Origin of the sequence: Anaerococcus obesiensis ph10 (assembly GCF_000311745.1) — a bacterium.
GTDB classification, from domain to species: Bacteria; Bacillota; Clostridia; order Tissierellales; family Peptoniphilaceae; genus Anaerococcus; species Anaerococcus vaginalis.
Map to the genome: position 1 here is coordinate 66,996 of NZ_HE978532.1, position 24,424 is coordinate 91,419.

Annotated in this window: 27 protein-coding genes, 1 tRNA gene and 1 other annotated feature; of the genes, 8 read left to right on the forward strand and 20 right to left on the reverse strand. The window is 28.1% G+C overall.

The window, feature by feature from the left end:
* Positions 1–5 precede the first annotated feature (5 nt).
* The 5 genes from HGAG_RS06385 to HGAG_RS06405 form a co-directional block, all read right to left on the reverse strand.
* The gene (locus HGAG_RS06385; protein WP_019118383.1) at positions 6–821 is read right to left on the reverse strand and encodes a rolling circle replication-associated protein; all 816 of its coding nucleotides are present in this window, start codon (positions 819–821) and stop codon (positions 6–8) included.
* Positions 822–1,026: 205 nt separating this feature from the next.
* Positions 1,027–1,242, reverse strand: coding sequence for a hypothetical protein (locus HGAG_RS06390; RefSeq protein ID WP_019118384.1), 216 nt, complete (start codon positions 1,240–1,242; stop codon positions 1,027–1,029).
* A gap of 14 nt (positions 1,243–1,256) precedes the next feature.
* Positions 1,257–1,649 (reverse strand): hypothetical protein, encoded by a 393-nt coding sequence (locus HGAG_RS06395; protein ID WP_019118385.1) that lies wholly within the window; start codon positions 1,647–1,649, stop codon positions 1,257–1,259.
* A gap of 211 nt (positions 1,650–1,860) precedes the next feature.
* The gene (locus tag HGAG_RS06400) at positions 1,861–2,112 is read right to left on the reverse strand and encodes a hypothetical protein (RefSeq protein ID WP_019118386.1); all 252 of its coding nucleotides are present in this window, start codon (positions 2,110–2,112) and stop codon (positions 1,861–1,863) included.
* Positions 2,113–2,121: 9 nt separating this feature from the next.
* Entirely contained in the window at positions 2,122–2,307 is a 186-nt protein-coding gene (locus tag HGAG_RS06405) for a hypothetical protein (RefSeq protein WP_019118387.1), read from the reverse strand.
* Positions 2,308–2,400: 93 nt separating this feature from the next.
* Here HGAG_RS06405 and HGAG_RS06410 point away from each other — a divergent pair, with 93 nt between their 5' ends.
* Positions 2,401–2,904, forward strand: coding sequence for a hypothetical protein (locus tag HGAG_RS06410; RefSeq protein ID WP_019118388.1), 504 nt, complete (start codon positions 2,401–2,403; stop codon positions 2,902–2,904).
* On the opposite strand, the gene HGAG_RS10755 is transcribed toward HGAG_RS06410, so the two are convergent.
* Together HGAG_RS10755 and HGAG_RS06420 are read right to left on the reverse strand one after the other, a co-directional pair.
* Positions 2,899–3,084: a hypothetical protein gene (locus HGAG_RS10755; protein ID WP_019118389.1), complete on the reverse strand. Its 186-nt coding sequence runs from the start codon at positions 3,082–3,084 to the stop codon at positions 2,899–2,901. The genes HGAG_RS06410 and HGAG_RS10755 overlap by 6 nt on opposite strands.
* A 98-nt stretch (positions 3,085–3,182) precedes the next feature.
* On the reverse strand, positions 3,183–3,395 hold the full coding sequence (locus HGAG_RS06420) for a helix-turn-helix transcriptional regulator (protein ID WP_019118390.1): 213 nt from the start codon (positions 3,393–3,395) through the stop codon (positions 3,183–3,185).
* Positions 3,396–3,567: 172 nt separating this feature from the next.
* On the opposite strand from HGAG_RS06420, the gene HGAG_RS06425 reads away from it, so the two are divergent.
* From HGAG_RS06425 to HGAG_RS06435, 3 genes are all read left to right on the forward strand, one after another.
* Positions 3,568–4,212, forward strand: a complete 645-nt coding sequence (locus HGAG_RS06425; RefSeq protein ID WP_019118391.1) for a LexA family protein — start codon at positions 3,568–3,570, stop codon at positions 4,210–4,212.
* 24 nt (positions 4,213–4,236) lie between these two features.
* Positions 4,237–4,908, forward strand: a complete 672-nt coding sequence (locus tag HGAG_RS06430; RefSeq protein ID WP_019118392.1) for an HIRAN domain-containing protein — start codon at positions 4,237–4,239, stop codon at positions 4,906–4,908.
* A 97-nt stretch (positions 4,909–5,005) separates the two neighbouring features.
* The gene (locus HGAG_RS06435) at positions 5,006–6,067 is read left to right on the forward strand and encodes a tyrosine-type recombinase/integrase (protein WP_019118393.1); all 1,062 of its coding nucleotides are present in this window, start codon (positions 5,006–5,008) and stop codon (positions 6,065–6,067) included.
* 182 nt (positions 6,068–6,249) lie between these two features.
* Here HGAG_RS06435 and HGAG_RS06440 read toward each other — a convergent pair.
* Positions 6,250–6,339, reverse strand: a tRNA-Leu gene (locus tag HGAG_RS06440).
* 84 nt (positions 6,340–6,423) lie between these two features.
* Here HGAG_RS06440 and HGAG_RS06445 point away from each other — a divergent pair.
* Entirely contained in the window at positions 6,424–7,176 is a 753-nt protein-coding gene (locus HGAG_RS06445) for a glycerophosphodiester phosphodiesterase family protein (protein ID WP_019118394.1), read from the forward strand.
* Here the strand turns inward: HGAG_RS06445 and HGAG_RS06450 are convergent.
* From HGAG_RS06450 to HGAG_RS06490, 9 genes are all read right to left on the reverse strand, one after another.
* A complete protein-coding gene (locus tag HGAG_RS06450) occupies positions 7,141–11,412 on the reverse strand; it encodes a 2-hydroxyacyl-CoA dehydratase (protein WP_019118395.1) in 4,272 nt (1,423 codons plus the stop codon). The genes HGAG_RS06445 and HGAG_RS06450 overlap by 36 nt on opposite strands.
* A 529-nt stretch (positions 11,413–11,941) precedes the next feature.
* Positions 11,942–12,547: an isochorismatase family protein gene (locus HGAG_RS06455; protein WP_019118396.1), complete on the reverse strand. Its 606-nt coding sequence runs from the start codon at positions 12,545–12,547 to the stop codon at positions 11,942–11,944.
* Positions 12,532–13,455 (reverse strand): tRNA modification radical SAM protein MnmL/YtqA, encoded by a 924-nt coding sequence (gene mnmL / locus HGAG_RS06460; RefSeq protein WP_019118397.1) that lies wholly within the window; start codon positions 13,453–13,455, stop codon positions 12,532–12,534. Before mnmL ends, HGAG_RS06455 begins: the two co-directional genes overlap by 16 nt.
* A gap of 83 nt (positions 13,456–13,538) precedes the next feature.
* A complete protein-coding gene (gene rpsR / locus HGAG_RS06465) occupies positions 13,539–13,763 on the reverse strand; it encodes a 30S ribosomal protein S18 (protein ID WP_004815577.1) in 225 nt (74 codons plus the stop codon).
* A gap of 16 nt (positions 13,764–13,779) precedes the next feature.
* Positions 13,780–14,307: a single-stranded DNA-binding protein gene (locus HGAG_RS06470; RefSeq protein ID WP_019118398.1), complete on the reverse strand. Its 528-nt coding sequence runs from the start codon at positions 14,305–14,307 to the stop codon at positions 13,780–13,782.
* Positions 14,308–14,592, reverse strand: a complete 285-nt coding sequence (rpsF, locus tag HGAG_RS06475; protein ID WP_019118399.1) for a 30S ribosomal protein S6 — start codon at positions 14,590–14,592, stop codon at positions 14,308–14,310.
* A gap of 98 nt (positions 14,593–14,690) precedes the next feature.
* The gene (locus HGAG_RS06480) at positions 14,691–15,626 is read right to left on the reverse strand and encodes a P1 family peptidase (RefSeq protein WP_019118400.1); all 936 of its coding nucleotides are present in this window, start codon (positions 15,624–15,626) and stop codon (positions 14,691–14,693) included.
* 36 nt (positions 15,627–15,662) lie between these two features.
* Positions 15,663–16,337 (reverse strand): beta/alpha barrel domain-containing protein, encoded by a 675-nt coding sequence (locus HGAG_RS06485; protein ID WP_019118401.1) that lies wholly within the window; start codon positions 16,335–16,337, stop codon positions 15,663–15,665.
* 19 nt (positions 16,338–16,356) lie between these two features.
* Positions 16,357–17,409, reverse strand: coding sequence for an alpha-amylase family protein (locus HGAG_RS06490; RefSeq protein WP_019118402.1), 1,053 nt, complete (start codon positions 17,407–17,409; stop codon positions 16,357–16,359).
* A gap of 262 nt (positions 17,410–17,671) precedes the next feature.
* Between HGAG_RS06490 and HGAG_RS06495 the strand changes: the two genes are divergently transcribed.
* Positions 17,672–17,947 carry an autorepressor SdpR family transcription factor gene (locus HGAG_RS06495; RefSeq protein WP_026074061.1) on the forward strand — a complete coding sequence of 92 codons (276 nt, stop codon included), beginning with the start codon at positions 17,672–17,674 and terminating at the stop codon, positions 17,945–17,947.
* Positions 17,937–18,578 carry an SdpI family protein gene (locus HGAG_RS06500; protein WP_019118404.1) on the forward strand — a complete coding sequence of 214 codons (642 nt, stop codon included), beginning with the start codon at positions 17,937–17,939 and terminating at the stop codon, positions 18,576–18,578. Before HGAG_RS06495 ends, HGAG_RS06500 begins: the two co-directional genes overlap by 11 nt.
* A 69-nt stretch (positions 18,579–18,647) precedes the next feature.
* Here the strand turns inward: HGAG_RS06500 and HGAG_RS06505 are convergent, their stop codons facing one another.
* Complete coding sequence (locus HGAG_RS06505; protein ID WP_019118405.1) at positions 18,648–19,073, reverse strand: phage holin family protein; 426 nt, start codon at positions 19,071–19,073, stop codon at positions 18,648–18,650.
* Positions 19,074–19,129: 56 nt separating this feature from the next.
* On the reverse strand, positions 19,130–19,615 hold the full coding sequence (locus HGAG_RS06510) for a hypothetical protein (RefSeq protein WP_019118406.1): 486 nt from the start codon (positions 19,613–19,615) through the stop codon (positions 19,130–19,132).
* Between the two features lie 100 nt (positions 19,616–19,715).
* Between HGAG_RS06510 and HGAG_RS06515 the strand changes: the two genes are divergently transcribed.
* Positions 19,716–20,270, forward strand: a complete 555-nt coding sequence (locus HGAG_RS06515) for a DUF3783 domain-containing protein (RefSeq protein WP_019118407.1) — start codon at positions 19,716–19,718, stop codon at positions 20,268–20,270.
* A gap of 152 nt (positions 20,271–20,422) precedes the next feature.
* Positions 20,423–20,632: a binding site (T-box leader), on the forward strand.
* A gap of 175 nt (positions 20,633–20,807) precedes the next feature.
* Here the strand turns inward: HGAG_RS06515 and HGAG_RS06520 are convergent.
* Complete coding sequence (locus HGAG_RS06520) at positions 20,808–24,371, reverse strand: coiled-coil domain-containing protein (RefSeq protein WP_019118408.1); 3,564 nt, start codon at positions 24,369–24,371, stop codon at positions 20,808–20,810.
* Between the last annotated feature and the right edge of the window lie 53 nt (positions 24,372–24,424).

Here is a 24,424-nt window from a genome sequence, read left to right on the forward strand (position 1 = left end):
TTCTCCTAACATAATCTCTTTCTCAATTTTAAATATATTGACCACCCAGTAAAATCATTGTAAGTAGCTACTATTCCATTATCTTTATCGGTAATCTTGTAACCCTTATATATCTTCTCCCACCTTTTTGTATCATAAGGATCTAGTGCATACTCTATTAATCTTTTCCTGGAATACTTGTGGTCATTAGTTCTTATATATGGTCTTTCTAAATTTTTACTACAAGACCATCTTCTCCTATAGGTACAATGCCTAGCCAAATAATTTGCCAAGCCCAAAATACCTGTATTCACATCTTCTTGAATTCTTTTACTATTAGCATAACCAATAGTATCTCCAATCTTTTCTCCCTTTTTTCTTTTTCTCCTCCATAAATTTTCAATCTCATCTCTACCCAAGGAACTTTTTATAAGCAAGTGATGATGAAACCTAATTGATTCGTCTTTACTTTTCTTTTCAGAAGTAACTACTATATATTTAAATTCAGGATCTAATCCCAAAGTTTTTATCCTTCTTCTAATCCTTAGAAAAAAATTAGTCATCTCCTTAGTAGCCTTATCATAAGACTTGGGTAAGTATTTATCCTTATAGGTAAGAGTTAAAAATATATCCCCTTCTCCAAAATTTGTTTCAGCAAGCCATATAAATTTTCTTCTAGCATTTTTATCATTAAGCTTATCCTGTTTTGGTAGAGATACTTTTTTCTTTTTGCTCCTCTTAGATTTTTTCTTGTCAAGTTGATTTTCATTCAAAGAATATAGGTCAACTTCCATATATTTTTTTCCACAAACTATTTTCTTTTCTCTAATAAAATTTCTCATATAATAATTCCTCACGAATGTCGCAAAAGATAATACCCATTACAAGCACCTAAAGGAAGTAGAAACTTCCTTGAAAAATAGACAAAATCCCTTGCAAAAAGAATTTCCAGAGGTATATTATATATGAGGATATACACACTGGATGAGGTCAATCGACCTCATTCTTTTTTTGCACAAAATCTACAACTAATTTTTAAAATATCTTTTAAATAAATCTTTCAATGTCTCCCTTAAAGATTCCCCTTCTTTTTAATTCACATAAGACTAAAAAGTGCATATCAAAACAATCTTCATTACAACCATTCTTTCTAGGATTAATTCCAGAGCCAACCCCATTTAAATACTCCCCAAGAGAAATAACATCCTCATCATCTACATTTACTAAATTTTTCATAAACATAACTTGATTTTCTATTTTCATAAACAATCTCCAATTTATAATTCTTTTATATTTTTTACATACATTTCTATAGTTTTATCAATTAATTTCTTTAAATTTTCCTGATTGCTCTCCAACATATAATCAAAATTAATTCCATGTATGCCTTTACTTTGTGGATTAAATTCAGTACTAAGGATTCCGTCTTTATTCCTACGACACGTTGAAATACACATATAATTATTTAAAACTTTTTCAGTCTTGCCATTTTTAAACCACAATTCAGGAATTGTATTTTTTCCATAAACTTCACAAAAATATACTTCAACAATAAATTCCTTATCATCTCTTACTGGTTCGATGTATATATGGAATCTTCTACCAGCAAATCCCTTTATTTTAATTATTTTTTTATTATCTAAACCATCTATCCAATTTTTATATTCCATTTTCACAACCTTTAATTAAAACTACATCAAAATCTCAAGAATAGCCGAGAAATCTCTTGCCATTTTTAAAACTATGCCAAAGATTAACCCATTTCGACTAAGTGAGTGAAACGAACGCACGGAGAAATATCTTGCCTTTCCAAAAAATAAAAACGTAGTATAATAACCCTATAAATATATTTCTAAAAAGCCGATTGCCGTCGGCTTGTTTTTATGCCAAAAACGCAGTCAAAGATGTAATAAACATCAGCACTATTCCTACAACCCTAACAACTTCATTAGGACCTGCAAGTGCTAAAGTCATACACAAGCCAACAAGAAAAATACCTAAAACCTTATCTCTTATTCTTTCCTTTTCTGGTTTAGCACTAAGCTTAATACAAACATCATCAACCTTTCTGCCATCTAGCATTTCAAAGACTTGACTTCTTTTTCTAACTTTTCTATTTTTTTTATTTTCCATAATTTCCTCCTACAAATTATTTAAAAACTCTCTAATATCACAAGCCCTATATAGCTTTGATTTTTCAGACAACTTAACAACCTTTAAACCTTGTTTTTCCCACTCTCCAAAAGTCTTTCCATCTTTGAATTGAAAATATTCCTTCATATCGGAAAGTGTCATATATTCTTTTAAAACAGTAAGCCTTTCCTCCATAAATCCTCATTCTCCCTCCATCTTCTTTCATAATTATTTAAAACCTATCGATAACTCCAATCTGCTATAATAAAACCAGAGAGGAGGTACAAAATGTTAGAAATAATACAATCGCTAACTGCTATAATTGCTGTTATAATTTCAGTCTGTACATTAAAACAAAATTCAAAACAAATTGAAGAAAGTACAAGACCGTATATAACCGTCTATCTAAAAACTATAAATTTAGGTACTCCATATAAGATGTTAATTATCAAAAATTTTGGAAAAAGTGCTGGAAAGATTAACGCTTTTAAATGTGATTATAATCTAAGCAAAATATCTTACTTAGACGATTTAACACCTTTTAATTCAATACAAGAAAGCACCTTAGCACCAAACCAGTCATATAAATCTTTAATAAATCCACCTGAAGAAAATTTAATATTAAACTTTCAAATATCTTATACATCTACATCTAACAAAAAATATTCTGAAAATATTAGCGTAAAAGTAGATGCCAATAAAGATAATGCATACAACAGATACAACGGAAAAAATAAAGATATAAATGCTCTAATATGTTCAATACAACAATTAGTAGAAGAAACCCTATAAATTATTAAAGTTTCTAAATTTTAACCTTTCCAAAACTTCCTCAAGACAATACTCATAACTTGCATAATAATGTTTGTCTTCAGGAAGTTCTTTTAATACATCAAAAATTTTGTTAATACAATTTTCATAATCTTTTTTCTCTAACCTTTTATGATCTCCAGAATAAATATAATCTCCCATTCCCCCTCCTTTCTTTTTCTTTGTTTTTTTTAATCCACCAAAATAAATCTCTATGATTTTATTTATTAAATTTTTTAAAAATATTTTATCCTTACGCTTTAACCGTGATTAGATGTCAAAAAAATAATAGCATCATAGTTAACACCATATAAATTTTCTATTGAATGAATTTGTTTTGCATTAGGATATGATTTTCCATTTTCCCACCTACTTATTGTATCTTTAGTAACTCCGAGCTTTTCTCCAGCTTCTTCTTGTGTTAAATTCTCATTTATTCGTAGTGCTTTAAGTGTAAACTTTTTATCTTTCATAATTTTTCTCTCCTTTCTTTATTATCTACACTATATCACGCTTTAATCGTGATGTCAAATTTTTTTATAACTTTTATTTATTTTTTACATTTAAAGCGTAATTTTTAAAGATTTATTCTTGACTTTTTTACGATTAAAGTGTTATACTCATTTTAAGAAAGGAAAAAATAATATGAGTGATTTAGGTAATAAAAAAATTTTTTCAAGAAATCTTAGAAATTATATGGACAATAAAAATATAAATACTATGGATTTATCAAAAATTTTGAACATAGCGTATTCAACAGTTTCAGATTGGGTAAAGGGAAATTCTTATCCTAGGATTGATAAAATAGAAATGTTGGCAAATTATTTCAATATAGAAAAATCAGACCTTATAGAAGACAAAACCGACCTAACAAATATACCAGGAGTAATACCAGTAAAAAAAATAATAAAAATTCCTATACTAGGTCACATCCAATGTGGTAAACCAGTAATGTCCGTAGAAAACTACGAGGGATATTTCCCAGCAGATCCAGAAATAATAAACTCCGACTTCTGCCTCTATGCAGACGGCGATTCGATGGTAGATGCGGGTATTCATGAAGGCGATTTAGTATTTTTTAAACAAACCCCACAAGTAGAAAATGGAACAATAGCTGCTGTTTTTGTTGATGATACAACTACCTTAAAGAGATTCTACAGAAAAGAAAACCAAATAATACTTCAACCAGAAAATAAATCCTATTCCCCTATAATAATAGATTTAGATGAATCTACTAATATTAGAATACTTGGAGAAATGGTTGGAATGTATGTTAAGGGTAGTAAATAATCTAATAATTGTGGAGAAATAAAGATGAAAAATATAAAAATTAAACACCTAATACTATATTTAATTGGAGGCTTTTTTGTAACAGCTATAATAAGTGGTATGAGTGAAAATTTAGGAGCAATATTGCTTTTACTATATTTAATATCTATACCTGTACTAATTTTTATATATGTTAAAAATAAACTTTCAGGAAATGACAAAAACAAAGATAAAAAAACAAACCTAAATAATTTAAAAAATATACTAAATGATCTAAATAAAAATCAAAAAGTAAATAAAACTACTGAAAAACCTACTTATAAAAGCGATTATAATTATTTTGAGTTAGTTGGTATTTACTACTATACAGAAAATTTAGAAGATTTTTTAAAAGACCACGAAAATCCATATTGGAAAAAATTAGATAAAAGTAATTTGAATAGAGTCTATAAATATCATAGATTAAAAGACCAAATAATTAAAATAGAAAGAGAACCAACCAATAAATATGATAAAAACGCTGTTAGAGCTTCTATCCAAGGAAAAACAATTGGTTATATTGCACATGATGATAAAAAAAGATTTTTAAAACAAGCCAGATTACCATACTTTGTAAAAGCAGATATATCAGGAGGACCTTGTAAAGACCTTGACCCTTTTACAAATAAATATGGACCTACAGAAAATTATGGCTACCATATAAGATTTTATATTTAAACAAAAAAAGACTCCCCCACCGACCAAAGTTAGGAAGTCTTTTAACGCAAAGTGCAGATTATCTCTGCACTCTTATTATACCAAAATAAGAGAAATTATGAAAATAACAAAATACCAAAAACAGAATAAAAATTTTTACAAATTTCAAATACGATTAGGCGGAAAAGTAACAACAAGATCAGGATTTAAAACAAGAAATGAAGCTATATTTGCATACACAAAATTATTAGAAGAATATGAAGAAGAACAAGAAGGAAACATATCCTATCAAAATGTATATAAACAATGGTTAGAAATATACAAAACAAAAGTAAAAGAAACAACCTACGAAGCCTGCACAAGCATATATGAAATTCATATTCTACCAGTATTTGGGCATACAAAAATACAAGAAATTACAGTCCAAGATTGCCAAAATTTTGCCCTTTCATTAAAAAATTACGTAAAAGGAAAAGAATACTTTGGATATGCAAAAAGAATAATAGAATTTGCAATAAAAATGAACTACATAAAAGTAAATCCTTTTGACAATGTAATTTTACCAGAATTTAAAAAGGGTAAAAAGCAAATAAACTTTTTGACTGTAGAAGAAGTAAACACACTTTTAGATTATTACAAAAATGACCAATATTGGTACACCTTATTTAGATTAATGATCTATACAGGTTTAAGAAGAGGCGAAACTTTAGCCCTAACATGGGATGACATTGACTTTAAAAATAAAACTTTAACTGTAAATAAAACCCTTAGTATAGGTGCACACAAAAAAGTGGTTTTATCAACTCCTAAAACAGAAAGCTCAATAAGAACAATAGATCTAGATGATAAAACAATCATAGCACTCCAAAAACTAAAAATTCAATCAAAATATAAACTAATTTTCCCAAATAAAAAAGGAAAATTCTCAAGACTATCCAATATAGCCGACAAACTAAATCAAGCTATAAAAGAAACAAAAATCAAAAAAATAAGAGTCCATGACCTAAGACACACCCACGCAAGCCTATTATTCGCAAGTGGAGCAAGTATAAAATATGTTCAAACAAGACTTGGTCATGCAGATGTAAAAACAACCTTAAACATATACACACACGTTACAAAAGATTCAAAAGAAAAAGATTTATCCAATTTTGTAAAATACATGGAAAATATAGCATAGAAAAAAGGACAGATTCAACAACTGTCCTTTTTATATATAAATCATAAGTAACTACAAAAAAACTACAAACACGTCTTTTTATATCCCTTTATATCCCTTTATATCCAATAAATTTAATAATTATAAAAGGACATCAGCTTATATCCGCCAATATCCTTTTATATCCTTGTATAATTTTTCTATGGTGCAGGATAGAAGATTTGAACTTCCACGTCCTAAAATCGGACACAAGATCCTTAGTCTTGCGCGTCTGCCAATTCCGCCAATCCTGCAAGTACTTAAATATAATACCAAGTTCTAAATGTCTTGTCAAATATTTATATTTTTATTTTGGGTATAAATTACTAGGAGGTTTTATGAAAATTATTGCGCACAGGGGATTTTCTTCCCTTTATCCAGAAAATACTATGCTTGCTTTTAAAAAAGCTTATGAAATGGGAGTTTATGCTATTGAGCTTGATGTTCATTTATCAAAAAATAAGGAATTAATTATAATTCACGATGAAAAAATTGACAGAACAAGTGATGGTTCTGGTTTTATAAAAGATCATAGCTTAGAAGAATTACAAAAATATTCTTTTTCTTACGACAAGGATTTTGAAAATATAAAAATTTCTGATATTGATGAATATTTTTCTTATTTTAAAGACAAGGATATTATTACAAATATTGAAGTAAAAACAAATGTAATTGAATACAAAAATATTGAAAAGCTTTTGATGGGAAAAATTTATGCTTATGGCTTGGTCGATAAAATTATTATTTCTTCTTTTAATTTAAATTCTTTAAAGAAAATTAGAGAAATTGACACTGAAATTCCCCTTGCCTATTTGACTAGCAAAAGAGTTGATAATATTAAAAATCTTTGCAAGGATTTAAATTTGCAATATTATCATCCAAAAAATACTGCCGTTAGTCAAAAAGAAATTATTGATTTAAAAAATATGGGAGTTTTGACTAATATTTGGTTTTCAAATAAGAAGGAAGATTATGAAAAATTAGAAATTTTAAATCCAAATGGAATTATTACAAATCATGTTGAAAAAATTTATAAAAAAAAATCTAGCAAAATGCTAGATTTTTTTTATGCTTTTTACATTTTCTTTTAGATTTTCTCTTGCTTGACTCATCATTAGTTTTACTCTATTTATTTGATTTACTTCACTTGCACCTGGGTCGTAGTCTATTGCTACTACGTTTGCTTGTGGATAAATTTCTCTGATTTTTTTCATTACTCCCTTGCCTGTGATGTGGTTTGGTAAGCAACCAAATGGTTGTATGCAAACTATGTTTGGTGCATCTTGATGAATTAATTCTATCATTTCGCCTGCAAGAAGCCATCCTTCTCCTGCTTGATTGCCAAGACTTGTCACTTCTTTTGCAAAGTCTTTTACGTCATTTATATAGACTGGCTCATCAAATCTTTTTGAATTTTTTAAAGCCTTTCTTATTGGCTTTCTATAAAATTCTATTGTATTTATGGCTGTTTTTCCAAAAAATGCTGTCATTGGACTTTTGCCATATAAATCTTTTTTTATTTGTGTGTTTGCAAGACAATACATAAAGAAATCTATCAAATCTGGAACTATTACTTCTGCTCCTTCAGCTTCTAGGGTATCTTGCAGATGGTTGTTTGCTTCTTTTAAATATTTTACAAGAATTTCTCCAACAATTCCTGCTTTTGGTTTTTTAATATCTAAAACTTCAATCTCATCAAAATCTTCTACAATATCGTTTATAATTTTTCTGTAAGATTTTGAACTCATTTTTACAATATTATCTCTACAAATTTCAATCCATTTTTCTTTCAATTTATCTACAGAGCCTTTTTCTTTTTCATAAGGTCTTGTAGCGTTTGAAACTCTATTTATTAAATCTCCTAATAACAAGGCTCTTAGTGAATTTACTAGTAAAGGAATATTTGAAACTTTTTTTAAATCAAAACCTGAGTGTGATTCTATTCCTTGAGCTGATAAGGCAATAACTGGAATTTGTGGATAGCCAGCATCTTTTAGGGCCTTTCTAATATAGCCTACATAATTTGATGCACGACAAGCTCCTCCTGTTTGAGTCATAAGAAGTGCTAACTTGTTTGGATCATATCTTCCAGAATTTACAGCTTCCATAAATTGACCTACAACTGTAATTGAAGGATAACATGAATCATTGTTTACATATTTTAATCCATTATCTATTACTTTCTCGTCAACTTTATTTAAAAATTCTATCTTGTATCCATTTCCATTAAAAAGTTTTTCCAAAATTTGGAAATGCTCTCTTGCCATTTGTGGGGCAAGAATTGTATAGCCTTCTTCCTTCATTGCTTTTGTAAATTCATGATTTTCATAAGAAATTTTATCTTTTCTTTTTCTTAAATGAAGCTCCTTGTCATCTTGTTGGTCTAGAGCTTGAATTAATGATCTAATTCTAATTTTTACAGCTCCAAGATTTGAAACCTCATCAATTTTTAACAAAGTATAAATTTTTCCGTTTGCCTCTAAAATATCTTGAACTTGGTCGGTTGTAACAGCATCAAGACCACAACCAAATGAATTTAATTGAACTAATTGAAGGCAAGGATCTTTGCCTACAAATTCTGCCGCCCTATATAATCTTGCATGATAAGACCATTGATCCAAAACTCTTGTCTCTTTTTCCAAATCTTCTGTTGAATAAGCAAGGGCATCTTCTGATAAAACTGGAATTCTCATTGATTCAATTAATTCTGGAATTCCATGATTTATTTCTGGATCTATATGATAAGGACGACCTGCAAGCACTATGGCTTTTTCTTTATTTACATGAACATATTCTAAAATTTCTCTTCCTTTTTTTCTTATATCTTCATGATAATCAGCTTGTTTTTGCCAAGCATTTTTTACAGCATTTATTATTTGATTTTTCTTCAAAACATATCCATCATGTTCGTAGCCTTCAAAAATTTCGACTAGCCTATCTCCAATAATTTTTTCAGATTCAAATGAAAGATATGGTGCTAAATATTTTACATTTTTAAGTCCATCAACATTATTTTCAATTACATCAGGATAACCTGACACAACTGGACAATTCATGTGATTTTGTGCCTTATCAAATTGCTTGTACTCATAAAAAATTGCAGGATAAAAAATCATATCTATATTTTTTTCTAGCAAATTTTCTATATGGCCGTGGGCAATTTTTGCAGGATAGCAAGCAGTTTCTGATGAAATTGTTGCAATCCCTTTTTCATAAATTTTTCTATTTGATTCATCCGATAAAATAACATCAAAACCTAAGGAAGTGAAAAATTCATGCCAGAAAGGATAATCTTCATACATATTTAAAACTCTTGGTAGTCCAACTTTTCCAAAAATATTTTTTTCTCCCAAAGTCTTCCTATCAAACAAAAGTTTATTTTTAAATTTGTACATATTAAGATCTGCCAAAGTTTCTTCTTGTTTTACTCCAGCTCCTCTTTCGCACCTATTTCCTGTTATAAATCTTGATCCATCTGGGAAAATATTTATTTGTAGGGAACAATTATTTGTACATCTTCCACACCTTGCAGATTTTTGTGTATAGGTAAAATTATCTATTTCACTTTCCGATAAAATTTTGGAATGGTCTGTTGATTTTTCTTTGGAAATCAAAGCCATACCCATAGCTCCCATAAGGCCAGAAATTTCTGGTCTTGTTACACTTCTTGATGATAATTTCTCAAAGGCTCTAAGGATTGCATCTCCATAAAAAGTTCCACCTTGGACAACTATATTTTTTCCTAGAGATTTTGGATCACGAACTTTTATAACTTTTTGGATGGCATTTTTTATTACAGAATAACAAAGTCCTGCCGCTATATCAGAAACGTCTGATCCTTCTTTTTGGGCTTGTTTTACCTTTGAATTCATAAAAACTGTACATCTTGAACCCAAATCTGCTGGCTCTTTTGCAAAAAGGGCTTTTTGTTGAAATTCTTCTACAGAAAGACCAACACTTGCTGCAAAAGTTGACAAAAATGATCCACAACCTGATGAGCATGATTCGTTTAATTGGATTGAATCTATAATTCCATCACGAATATGCATAGCTTTCATATCTTGGCCTCCAATATCCAAAATAAAATCTACATCTGGATTGAAAAATTTGGCCGCAGAATAATGAGCTATAGTTTCAACTTCGCCGTTATCAATGTGGAGAGCATTTCTAATAAATTCTTCCCCATAGCCACAAATTCCTGATGAGACAATTTTTGCTTTTGCAGGCATTTTTTTATAGGCATCTTTTAACATAGAAATTACAACTTCGAGAGGTCTTCCCAGATTCATCCTATAATCATCATAAAGAATTTCATTATCTTCACTTATAAGAACTATTTTTGAAGTTGTTGATCCTGCATCAATTCCAAGAAAAATTTCTCCTTCATAATCTTCTATTTTTCTATATTTTACAAGATTTGTCTTGTGATTTATTTTAAAATTTTTATAATCTTTTTCATCTTCAAATAGCCTATCCATTTTCTTAGTCATTTCCATATCAACTTTTTTATCTTCTTCCAAAGATTTTATAAGAGATTTGTAAGAAATTGGCTTTTCATTTTCAGATAAAATTGCAGCACCCTTTGCCACATAAAGTTCTGCATCTTCTGGGATATAAAAATTATTTTCTTCCTCACCCAAAGTTTCAATAAACCTATCTCTTAAAGCCTTCAAAAAATGAAGTGGTCCTCCCAAGAAAGTTACATTTCCTTTTATTGGTCTTCCACATGCAAGATTTGAAATTGTTTGATTTACAACTGATTGAAAAACAGAAATTGCTATATCTTCCCTGCTTGCCCCCTGATTCATAAGAGCTTGTATGTCAGTTTTTGCAAAAACCCCACAACGACTTGCAATTGGATAAATTTTTTTATAATTTTTACTTAATTCATTTAAACCTTTAGCATCTGTATCAAGAAGGGCTGCCATTTGATCAATAAAAGCGCCCGTTCCACCAGCACAAATAGAATTCATTCTTTGCTCAACAGAGCCTTTGAGATAAGTTATTTTTGAATCCTCGCCCCCAAGTTCTATTACAACATCAGTTTGAGGAATAAATTTTTTTATAGCTTTTGTTTCAGCAATAACTTCTTGCACAAAATTAATGCCCAAATATTTTTCAACAAACATTCCACCAGAGCCTGTAACATTTACGGTAAGATAATCATCTTTAAACCTGTCATAGGCCTCCATCAAAACATTTGTAACTGTTTGTTTTACATCTGATTTATGTCGTCTATAAACTGAATAAAGAGTGTTAAAATTTTCATCAGTTATAACAATCTTTACAGTCGTAGATCCGACATCAAGTCCCATATGTAAATTCATACATTTTCCTTTCCTATATATCAAAATATTTAAATACAAATAGAATAAAAATATCTACCTTATATATTTTATTATAAATAAAGTCAAATACAAGCAAATAAGTCGGTTTTATCAATTAAATTATATAAAATATTTTTTGTAAACTTATTGCAAATTTACCTAATATTTTTAACAATTTTAAAACACAAAAAACCAAACTTGTATCAATATATAATAAGATAAAAAGAAAAATTCATCAAGGATTATTTAGAAATTATTTATTATAAAAAAAATAAAAATAAGCACAAAAATAGCCTTCATAAGAAGGCTTAGACTGTTGAAATGTATACAAATCCTCATGCTAAGAATATCATACGTAAAAAATTGATTTGATTTCAAATTTAAAAATTTGTCAAAAATCGCACTGTATGAGAGCGTAGCTTGAGTTTGCGATTTTAGAATTTTGAAATTTAGAAATCAACAATTTTTGGAGTCAGATATTCGTGCTTGAGGGTTTGTCTACGTTCTGCGCCTTCATAAGAAGGCTAAATTATTTTCTTAAATTTTTTACCATTTTAGAAATTTCTTTAAAATTTTCATCTTTTGCATCACTTGCCAAATCGAACATCAGCATTTCTGTATTTACAAGGCTTGCTCCCATATCAGACATAGATTTTAAGCCCAAATCTTTTTGCTCTTTATTAAAACTTGATACAGCATCTTCAACCACAAAAACCTTATATCCTTCAAACAACAATCTTCTTACTGTTTGATAAACACAAATATGAGTTTCTGCTCCTGTTATTATTACATTTGTGATTTTATTTTCTTTTAAATAAGAAGAAACTTCATCTGTGATTGCATCAAAGCTAGTTTTTGAAAAAATATTCTCATCATCAAGATTTTCTTTTATTTCATCTACACTTTGTCCAAGTCCTTTTGGATATTGTTCTGTTGCAATTTTTTTAATTCCGTACATTTCAAAAACTTTTAATAGACAAGCTGAATTTTTAATTATTTTATCAGATTCATAAATTGCTGGCATCAATTTTTCTTGCAAATCAATTACCAATAAAAGTGTATTATCCTTGTTATCATAAGTTTTTGTGTCAAAATTATAGCCTTCTATAAAAAAACTTCCTATTTCTCTTTCCATAAATCCCCCTGATTTTTATTTCTATCCTTTAATTTTTTATCAATTGTAGATAAAACTTTTGCCTTATTTTTTGACCAAATCGGCCAAATAATTCTATCACGGCGTCCATCTCCGGTTAGTCTTTGGACAATTATGTTTGGATTTAAATTCTCCAAAATAAGTATAACATAATCGACAAACTGATCCAAAGTCATAGTAAATTCATTTTGATTTTCCAAATAATAATCATAAATTCTAGAGCCTTTTTCTATATAAAGATTGTGAATTTTAATTGCCCAAAATTCTCTTTCGTTTATATAAGAAATTGCTCTAAGATAATCATTCAAATTTTCGTTTGGAAGTCCAATTATAAGATGAGCCAAGCATTTTATATTTTTTTCTTTTAATTTTAAAAGTCCCTTATCAAATTCCTTGTGAGAATATCCTCTATTTATAAATTCTATAGATTTTTCATTTACAGATTGAAGACCAAGCTCAACAATTAGAAAAGTTTTTTTATTCAAATCATCAAGTAAGTCAATTACTTCATCTGAAAGACAATCCGCACGAGTTGCAATAGATAAGCCCATAATATTTGGATTATTTATAGCCTTATAAAATAATTTTTTAATTTTTTCAAAATCTCCATAGGTTGAAGTGAAATTTTGAAAATATGCCATGTAGCCTTCTTTTCTATTTGGTTTTTTTAATCTATTAATTTGAAAATCTATTTGCTTATCCAAATCATCATTTCTTGTAAAATCACCCGCCCCATTTTCTGAACAATAAATACAACCTAATTTTGAAATTTTTCCGTCCCTATTTGGACAAGTAAATCCACCATCAAGAGGAATTTTTATTATTTTTTTATTAAATTTTCTTTTAAAATAGGAATCCACATCCCTATATCTTTTTTTATTTATTTCCATAATTTTATTTTACTTTTATATAAAAAAAGACACCCTTAGGCGTCTTTTGCTTGCTTATTGAAAGTTTATATTTTTATTTATCTTTAATTATCTTCGTATGGCAATAAAGCTACTTGTCTAGCTCTTTTGATTGCTCTTGTAATTTCTCTTTGATGTTTCGCATTTAGTCCTGTAACTCTTCTTGGAAGGATCTTTCCTCTATCAGAAATAAATCTTTTTAGAGTATCAATATCCTTATAATCTATTACTTTTGAAGGGTCTTTGACAAATGGATCGACTTTTTTTCTTGGTCTGAAATTTCTACGCATTTTATCCTCCTAAAATCTAGAAAGGAATTCTTCCGTCGTCTTCAATTTCTGTAAAGTCATCGTCAAAAAAGTCATCATTATTATTCATGTTTTGATTGTTGTTTTGTTGGAAATTATTTGAATTATTGTAAGAATTATCTTGGTTCATATTTCCAAAACCATTATCTTGGTTCATTGGATTGTTATAATTTTGATATTGACCATCTGATCTTGATTCTAAAAATTCAACTCTGTCTGCTACAACATCAGTTGTGTAGACTGTTTTTCCATCTTTATCTTGGTAAGAACCTGTTTGGATTCTACCATCTATCGCACATTGATTTCCTTTTTTTAGATACCTTGATACATTTTCAGCTTGAACTCCCCACACTGTAATTCGTGGAAAATCGGCTGTTGGACGATTCATTGATTCCATTTCTTGTCGTTTTTGTTTACTTAAACCTCTATCAACTGCTAAAGAAAAACTAACAACTGCTTGTCCTTGTTGAGTGTATCTCAAATCTGGATCTTTTGTTAATCTTCCTATAAGAAAAACTTTATTCATTTAGTCCTCTTTTCTGATTACCATATATCTAAGAATTAAATCAGATATTCTAAGTCTTCTTTCAAATTCTTTGATGTGGTCACCACTAGCTTTGAAATCAACGATATAATAATATCCTTCTTTGATGTAGTTGATTTCGTATGCAAGTTTTCTTTTTCCCCAGTCATCTACAGATTCTACTTCTCCACTTTCAGCTATAATACCTTTGAAGATTTCTAAAGATTTATTTCTTTCTTCATCTGAAATTTCTGGTTTGTAAATCAATACTGCTTCGTAGTTATTCATCTTATTCACCTCCCTTTGGTCTTTGACCCCGATCTTTTGTCGGAGTAGAGAATTCTTATCTATGTTACTATAATTAGTTTTAAAAGTCAATAATTTTATTAAATAAATTCGGAAGAATTTTCTATATTAGAAAAATAAATTGCATTTGCAATTGCACGAGCCATAACTTTTGCCCCAAGGCTTCCTACTAGATTTAAATCTGCCTTTATTTTATTTGTAGCAAGAGAAAAAATTGTATCTCCATCCATCATTGTGTGAACTGGTCTAATTGCTCTGGCATAGCCGTTGTGAGTCATTGAGGCGATTTTTCTAAGCTCAGTTTTATTAAATTTTCCATTTGTTGCAACAATTCCAATTGTTGTGTTCAAAGAATTTTTTTCAGAAATTTTTTCTAAAACATCAAGGGTTGGAATGAATTTATTATTTTTTAAAATTCCTGCAATTTGTTTATTTTTTTCATCATCAAAAATATCTCCCATGGCATTTACTGCAACAATAGCAGAAACTTTTAAATCGCCAACGCTTATCGTAGCAGAGCCAAGTCCTGATTTCATCAAAAATTCTTTTCCCAAGGCCTTTCCAACTGTAGCTCCAGTCCCTGCCCCAATTATTCCTTGACGATTTTCATCAAAACTTGCATTTTTGTAAGCATCGCTTCCCATTTTTTTATCCGGTCTAATTTTGTAAGATTTATAATCCAAATCGTATAAAATTGCTTGGGGAACTATGGGAACAATTCCACTTGGAACTTCAAATCCTCTTCCATCTTTTTCTAATTCTTCAACGACTCCAATTGAACCTGCAAGGCCATAAGAAGAACCTCCAGATAAAACTATAGCTGAAACTTCGCTTACAGTATTTACAGGATTTAAAAGATCAGTTTCGCGAGTTCCTGGCCCTCCTCCTCCTCTTACATCAACACTTGCTGTATTTCCTTTTGGAGGAATCAAAACCGTAAGACCAGTTCCCGCATCAAAATTTTGAGCATGACCTACTTTTATTCCTTCAATATCTGTTATGTAGCCCTTATACATTTTTTCTCCTTATTAAAATTTTAAAAAATATAAATCCTACTTCCTATACCTATCCATCATTTCTCCAAAAACTTCTGCTGATGATGGTGCTGTGTAGGAAATTGCATTTGCTCCTGCGTCAATTGTTTTTTTAATTGATTCAGCTTTACTTCCACCAGTTGCTATAATCGGAAATTTATGCCCAATTATTTTTCTAATTTCAGCGACAAGCTCTGGAGTTTTTGGACCACCAGATACATTTAAAATTTCTGCACCTGCTTCTATTTTTCCCAAAACATCATCTTTAAAGCCAGTTACAGTTGCAATCACTGGTATGTCTACAAATTCTGAGATTGCTTTAATATCTTCATTTGGAATCGGAGAATTTACAACAACACCATAAGCTCCTTCAAGCTCTGCATCAAAAGCAATATATTTTGATCTTGCTCCTTGAGTTGTACCTCCACCAACACCAATAAAACAAGGAACTGATGCAGTTGAAATTATTGATTGAGCAATTGTATTTTGTGGAGTGTAGGGATAAACTGCCATAATAGAATCCGCATTAGAATTTCTTATTATTGCAAGATCTGTTGTAAAAAGTAAAGATTTTATTCTTTTTTCATAAATTTTTATTCCACTTGCCTTGTAAATTTCTTCAGGCATTGTTATAAAAGATTTTCTAAGTTTTGAATGTACTTCTGGTACAAATTTATTATTTTTTTCAACCATTCTTATCTCCTTTTATAAATTATTTTATGTAAGTTTCAAATACAAAAGATTCATAAGCTCTCAAATTGATATTTTTTACAATAGTTCTTTTGGAAATATTTCCAATTACAAAAGTTGATTTTCTTATATCAATAAATTTTGGCAAATCTACTATTATATCTTTTTGACAAAGATTATTTAAAATCACAAGAGCTTTTTTCCCATTGTAAAACATATAGGAAAGAACATCTTTATCCTTTAATTTTATGGGAAAATATCCCCCTCTAATTATATCAAGATAATCATATCTTACCAAAAAAATCTCCCTATAAAAATCAAATATTTCCTTTCTAATCCTAGAATCAATTTTATCTAAATAATATAAAGTTTCTTCCCCTTCTTTAATAAAAATATCATTTTGCCTTATTAGTGTAATAATAGCTATAAGTTTTGCTGATATTGTGTAAAAATGTTTAAAATCCAAAAAATTAAGACAAGAAAAATCAAAATCATTATTTAAAGAAAATATATTTGAATTTTTATTTTCATTTAAAATAAATTCTTTCAAATTTTCATTTTCCATACTTTTATAAGATAAATCTACAATTTTACAAATATTTTTATATTCTTCCCCATTTTTTGTATTTACAATTAAAATCAGATTTTTGTAAGTTTTTTTCAAATATAAAAGGACTTCCCTAAAATTTATTTTAGAATTTTTACAATCATCAAATAAAAATCCATCAATCCCCTTATCAATCCAGAAATTTAAAATTGCCAAAATATTTTTCGCTTCCATTTGCCCATTTATTTTATTTATATCAATCCTTAAAATTATAGACAAAGACATCTCATGGCACAATAAGATTTCTCCTACAAAATCTCTAGTTTGACCCAAATTTTTATCAACTTGCGCGTAATCAAAAAAATTATTTTTATCCTTTTTGAAAATATCTTCTATTATCAAACAATCAGCCCCAAGAATTTTTGCAAGCATAAATCTTTTATCAAGATCATAAATATCCACAAAACCCAAATCTGATTTATCTTTATTCAATTTTTTTGGATAAGTTCTATAAAAAATTTCAGCCATAATTCTCCTTATTTCTATATTATTATATTTACAATACTAAAATATTCAAAAAGTCTAGTGATTAGTGTAATTGTCATTGAAATAATTTTAATGAAATAAAAAATTCTTGGACCTTTCAAAAATTTTAAAATATTTAAAAATAATTATAAGTCAAATCTATTTAGATATTTTTCGAAATAGATTTGACTTTTTTAATTTTACATTCTATAATAAAGATAACTATTTAGATAATTATCAAAATAGATTGAAAGGGAGTGATAAATTGTTTTCTGATACTTTTAAAGCTTTATCTGATCCAGTAAGAATTGAAATTTTAAATTTATTGAGAAAAAAAGGATCTATGAATGCGGGAGAAATTGCTGAAAATTTTGACTTATCAAAGGCAACCATCTCCCACCATTTAAAATTATTAAAAAATGAAGATTTAATTTATGAAACAAAAAAGAAAAATTTTATTTATTACGAGCTAAACACAAGTATTTTTGAGGATATAATGACTTGGTTTGTGAAATTTAAAGGAGTAGAAAATGAAAAATAAAATTAAATTTAAAAAAGAAAGTGTGATTTCTGTAATTTTTTCTATCTTGTTATTTGCCCTTGTAAATTTATTATTTTACAAAAAAATGCCAGAAACTTTGCCTACTCATTGGGGATTCAATAACAAAATCGATGGCTATTCAAGTAAATTTACAACCCTAATAACAACACCCTTGCTTTTGATTTTTTTAAATATTTTTTCTTGCTTTATGCTTGATAACGACCCAAAAAACAAAGACAAAAATAATTTTGTAATAACAATCGGCAAGGCAACAATTCCTTTGGTTATGCTCATAACTTTTGTAATCAGCGTTTTTTATGGGCTTGGGAAAAAGATCAATGTTATGGTAATAATTTCTATATTCGTAGGTTTTCTTTTAATTTTAATTGGAAATTATTTGCCAAAAACAAAAAGAAATTATACAGTTGGAATCAAACTTCCTTGGACTTTAAATAGTGACGAAAATTGGAATAAAACTCACAGACTTGCAGGATATTTTTTTATACTTGGAGGAATATTTTTCTTATTGACTCCCTTTATAGGAAATGAATATTTGATTTTTTTAACATTTATGATAATAGGAATAATTCCTGCGATCTATTCTTTTTATCTTTATAAAAATGGAGTGTAAAATATAAAAATATAAGTAAAACACAAAAAAAGCATTGAACATAAAAGTCCAATGCTTTTTCTAAATCTTTTATTTTTCTTCTTTGAATTGTTCAAGAAGTATTTTTAATTTTTTAGGAATTGGCAAATCCATAGCAAGGGCATTTTCAAGAATTGAAAGTCCCTCATTTGCAATATAAAAAAATATTATCGAACTTCTTATCATAGCTTGGTTCTTAATCAAATTTTTATCGCAAATATTTGCAATTCCTACTATTATAAAAATCATAATTTTTTTCAAAATCCCCTTAAAACCTATTTTTGATGATAATTTTCTCTCAAATCCTGCCCTTATAATTCCAGAAATATAATCGCAAATCACAAAGACTACAAGACTATAGATAAAAATATCCAAATCTCCAAGAAAAAATCCTAGCCAAGAGCCAAAAATAGTAAAAAATATTTTTACTAAGTCCTTAAATTTATCCATATTTTCTCCTTTAAAAATTTTTTCCATAAAAAAATCACCTCCTACTTATAAATAAGTAAAAAGGTGATATTATCCCAAAATATTTAATTTTCAAAAGATTTAAGTTCAATATCTTTTTTGATTTTATTTATTTCCTTAGATTTTTCCTTAGAAAGTTTTTTTATAAGAGTGATAAGTTTTTTTTCAGATTTTTGAATATCCAATTTCTTTTTTCTCATATCAATCCTTAATTTCATATCAGAAAGAGCATTTCTAGGTCTTGAAAATTCACTAAGTTTATAAGGAAGATCTAGAATACTTGCAAGATTTGGATCAAAAATCAATAAATCAGCATGAAGTTTTAATAAAACATCTTGACTTCTATCAATCGATTTATTAATTACATTATTTTTATTTGATCTTAAAAAATCTCCAACAATATTTCGTCCAACAAGACCTGTAATAGAATAATCAGACGCCTTTCCCACTCTTATACTTGCTCTTTGCAAAACTCCAAGGGCTTCTCTTGCCTCATCAAGCAATTTATTAATTTCTTTTATTCTAGTATTTTCATAATTATAATCTTTCATAAATCTCTCCCCAAATTTTTCTCTTATTATATTATACCCAAAAGTGAGTAAAATAACTTTTTGGGTATAGTAATAATAATTAAAAATAAAAGGAGATTGTATGGCTTTAATAATTTTATTTAACGCTAATGATATAGAAAAAGAAAAATTAAGAATTTTATGCAAAAAAGAAAATGTAAAATTAAAAATAATTGGCATGGAAGATGTTGAACAAAAAGTAGGCTACCTTGCAGAAATTGATGGTTTTGAAAAAATAGAATCCGAAGGAGAATATATAAAAGAATTTGATTTTACCTTTGCGTTTTTTAAAGATTTTGAAGAAAATGATTTGTTTCCATTTATAGATAAAATGAGAGAAAACGGCATTGTGATAGAACACAAAGCAACAATCACTCCAACAAATATAAAATGGACACTTAGATATTTACTAGAAGAAAACGACCAAGAACACAAAACAATGCAAATTGTAGAAGAAATAAATACCTACTTAGAAAAAGCAAGCAAAATAAAAGAAGAAAGTGGCAAAGAAAATCCAGAAATAGCAAAATCAGTAAAAGAATTAAACCACTACTTCCAAACAGCCGGCGAAAATTTCGATATAAAAATCGCAAAAGAATTTAGAGATAAAATTAAAAATTTGGTAGAAAATTTATAGGTAGAACTCTTACATTAATTTGTAAGAGTTTTTAATTTTAAAAATTCAATTATTTTTATAAAAATCAAAAAATCTTTGCTGCACTCTAAAAGTGAAATATTAAAATATTTATAAATATATTTGACAAAGTTTAAAAAGCATGGTATTATCTTATCAATACTAAGAAGAGTTAAGTAAATTAAAAAATATTAATCGCAGAGAGGTTTCGTTTGCTGAAAGAAACTATGATATTTTTAATTGAATAGAGGCTTGGAGTTGGAAGTATAATACATAAGCTTCCCGTTGACTGCGTTTTAGTCTTACTAATGAGGCAAAATTTATTTTGCGAATTAGGGTGGCAACACGTTTATATCGTCCCTTTATCGGGGCGTTTTTTTTATAGAAAAATATTAAATTTTTTTTAAAAAATTCAACTGACTACAGATTACATAAATAAATAAATATAAACTGTTATAAAACGCTTAATTTACCTAAAATATATATAAATAAAAAATAAAACTACCAGTTTTTTGCTGGTAGTTTTATTTTATCAATTTTTTATTTTCTTTTTCTTAATAAAGCATACAATAATCCGCTTAGTGAGCTTGTTAGAATTATGGATATTTTATTTCCTACTCCTGTTTTTGGATTATTTGTTGATGGACTTTCAATTTTTATTTTGCTTTGATTATCCTTTGTTTTTATTTTTTGTTTAGGTCTTTGTGTTTTTTCTTTGCCTTCTTTTAATTCTTGCCAATAAGCTTTTAAATTAATATTATCTTTTAAATAAATTTCAGAATTTGGATAATAAATTATATCTCCATCTTTCCAATACAAAAATTTAAATCCTTTTTTCATTGGTTTTGGTAGTTTATATTTTGTATTTCTTTGTCCTTTTATTGCTACATTTCCCAAAACTCCATTTAAATCTCCTCCGTCAAGATCAAGATTTATATTTACAGACATAAATCTTTCCAAATCTTTTTGAGCAAAATTGAAATCTGCAAGAGCCATAGCGTATCTTTTTTTAGCTTCGTCAAATTCATCTTTTAATTTATTTGTTTTTTCTTTTTGTCTATCAAGATTTTCTTTTGCCTTATCCAAAGCAATTTGAGCATTTTCTTTTGCCTTTACCTTTTTATTTATTTCTTCAATATTTTCATAACTTTGTGGATTATTTACATCAATATTTTGAGCAATTTCAAAATCAGCCTCATCCTTTGCTAAATTTTCATTTTTCAATTTTAAATTATTTTCGGCATCTTCTTTTGATTTTTTTAAATCTTCAAAAACTTTTTTCATAGCTTTTACTTTTCTATTTGCCTTAGCTAGATTTTCTTTTGCCGTAGAATAACTTTCAAATTCTTGATTTTTTTGTTCTAATAATTCATTTGCTAATTTTAATTCTTCGCTAGCCTCTGCAAGAGCCTTTGCCGCTTCATCTTTTTTAGTTTTTAAATCACTTATATTTTTATTTATATTTTCTATATTTTGATTTAGCTTATTAGTTTCTTCATTTAATTTATTTATTTCTTCATTTTTAGAATTTTCTTCTGATTTTTTGTCTTCTAATTCTTTTTCTTTAGCTTTCAAATTATTTTCTAAAGTTTTTCTTTTCTCATTTAAGTTTAAAATTTGATTTTGAAGATTATTTTTTTCTTCTTCTGCTTTTGTTTTTGCATCTTCTAGTGTTTTTATTTCCTTATTTTTTTCTTCAAGCTCTTTATTTGTACTAGCTAAATCACTTTCTAATGCCTTTAATTTTTCTCCGTATTCCTTATTAGAAGCTATGTGATTTGCAATTTCAGCATCAAGCTCATTAATTTCAGCTGTTAAATTATTTATTTCACTTTCTAAGGCTTTCTTTTCTTCTTCTAATTTTTGAATTTCCTCTTTATTTGCTTCAAGTATATTAATTTTTTCTTGATTTTCATTTTTCTTATTTTCTATATCTTGATTTATAGCTTGTAGGTCTTCATTTTCTTTTGCAATCTCAGAATCTTTAGCTGCAATTTGTTTTTCTAAAGCATCAATTTCTTTTTTAACTCTTCGATTTTTTGCTAGTTCTTCTTTACTAGGAGTCTTTATTCCCTTCATTAAATTTTGAAGATTTTCACAATAATCGTTGAATTTTTTTTCGTATTCTTCTATAGAATAAGCTTTAGAATAAGCTTTATTTTCATCTGTATTATTTAATACAAGTGATTGAACAGATCCGTATTGATTACTTTTAGTTATTGCATAACCTGAACTTTTAGAATCAGCACCAGAAAACCATTCTCCATACATTAAATCATCAACTAAATTTGTATAGTGCCCTACTTGGGTCCCAAAACCTAGTTTATTGATTTCATCAGGATTCTTTGCTATATATTCATCCATTTGGTTTCTAGTAGAAATACCCTTACCTCTCAAATAATCAAATAATTTCTTTTCTCTATCCCACCATCTAGATAAGGCAGACTCAGCTGTAGGTGGTCCCCAAGCCAAATTTTCATAAGGTGGATTATAAATACCAGCGTGACCAATTATATCTGCTGAATAATTCGCATTTGCTTGGGCAACTGCCATATCAAAATCGCTGATTTTTAGAATACTTAATTTTCTTCCATCAATTCCACCATCGGTTTGTCTTTTTTCATTAACAACTTTTAAAGCTTCAATAGCTTTTTTCATATTTTCAAGACTTCTAGAATCATCAGGTGACATATTTTTATTTGCAGCCAAATACTCTTGACCAATTTTTTTAGCCCTATCATTGTTTGGAAGTTTTGTAAATACCTCAACAGCCTTTGTTGAACCATTTTTTTCAAAAAATCCTACTGAGCCTTTGTCCCATTGCTCTTTTGCTTTTTGTTTTTCTTCTTCGCTTACAGTCTTCAAAGATTCTTCTAATCTTTTCAATTCTTCTTTTTTGCTGTTAAGAGTTTTTTCAAGCTCTGTTTTTTCGTCAGTTTTTCCCTTAATAGAATTTTCTTTTTCAGTTTTTTCATTATTAAGATTTTCTATATTTTCCTTTTCTTCGTCTATAGTTTTTTGTGAATTTTCATTTTCTTTGCTAAGATTTTCCGCCTTAGTCTTATCTTCATCTAACTTATCTTGTTTTTCTTTTTTAGTTTCTTCTTTTTGTGATTTTTCCTTATTTAAATCATCAAGTTTTTTGCTAAATTCTTCATTTTCTTTTTTTAGATTTTCAATATCATTTTGAAGTTTTGATAATTTATCTTCAATAGATTTTCTATCTGATTCTGATGTTTCAAGATTTTCTTTAATTTTTTCAAGTTCTTGTTCTTTTTCTCCTAACTTATTTTGTAAATCTTTATAGCTTTGGCTATCTTCGCTTACTTCTCCAATAGATTTTTTTATTTCATCTATTTCGTTTGATAGATTCTTTTCTTCATCTTTTATCTTAGCCAATTCTTCATTTGCTTTATCAAGGTCATTTTTCAAATTTTCTTGGTCTTTATTCAGTGAAGCTAATTTTTCTTCTTCTTGTTTTAGGCTTTCACTTTTTTCATCCAAATCTTTTTGAGCTTGGCTTTCTTTTTCTTCTGCTTCTTTTTTCTTATTTTCGGCATCTTTTAAACTTTTTTCAGCATCCGGATTTTTTTCTTTCTCTTTTTCAAAGTCAGCACTAGCCTTCTTTTCTTCTTCATCTGCCTTATCAAGCTCTTCCTTTGCCTTATTTGTTTTTTCTTCTTTTTCTTTTAAATCTTTTTCGGCACTTTCTTTTTCATTTTTTGCATTTTCTAAATCTTTTTCTTTTTGGGATTTATAATCTTCTACTGTTGAATCCAAATCTTCTTTTGCTTTTTTATTTTCTTCTTCCAAATTTTTATTTTCTTTTTCAAGATTTTTTTCTTCTTCTTTGGAATTTTCATAATCTTTTTGGCTTTGTTCTAGATTTTTTTCTTCTTTGTCAAGATTATCTTTTGCCTTATCGTAATTTTCTTTTGCTTGTTCGTAAGTTTTTGCCTTTGTGTCTTTTTCTCCAGAAGGATTTTCAATTGTAGAATCTTTATAAACGCTTTCATCAGCTATAGCCTTATTTGCTCCATTAATTATAAATGTGCTTGAAAGAGCCATTATCAAAGCTATTTTTTGTATATTTTTCTTTTTCATTTTACTTGCGAAAAAATCGCAGACCTCCTTTTATATATTTTTTAATTTCTTTT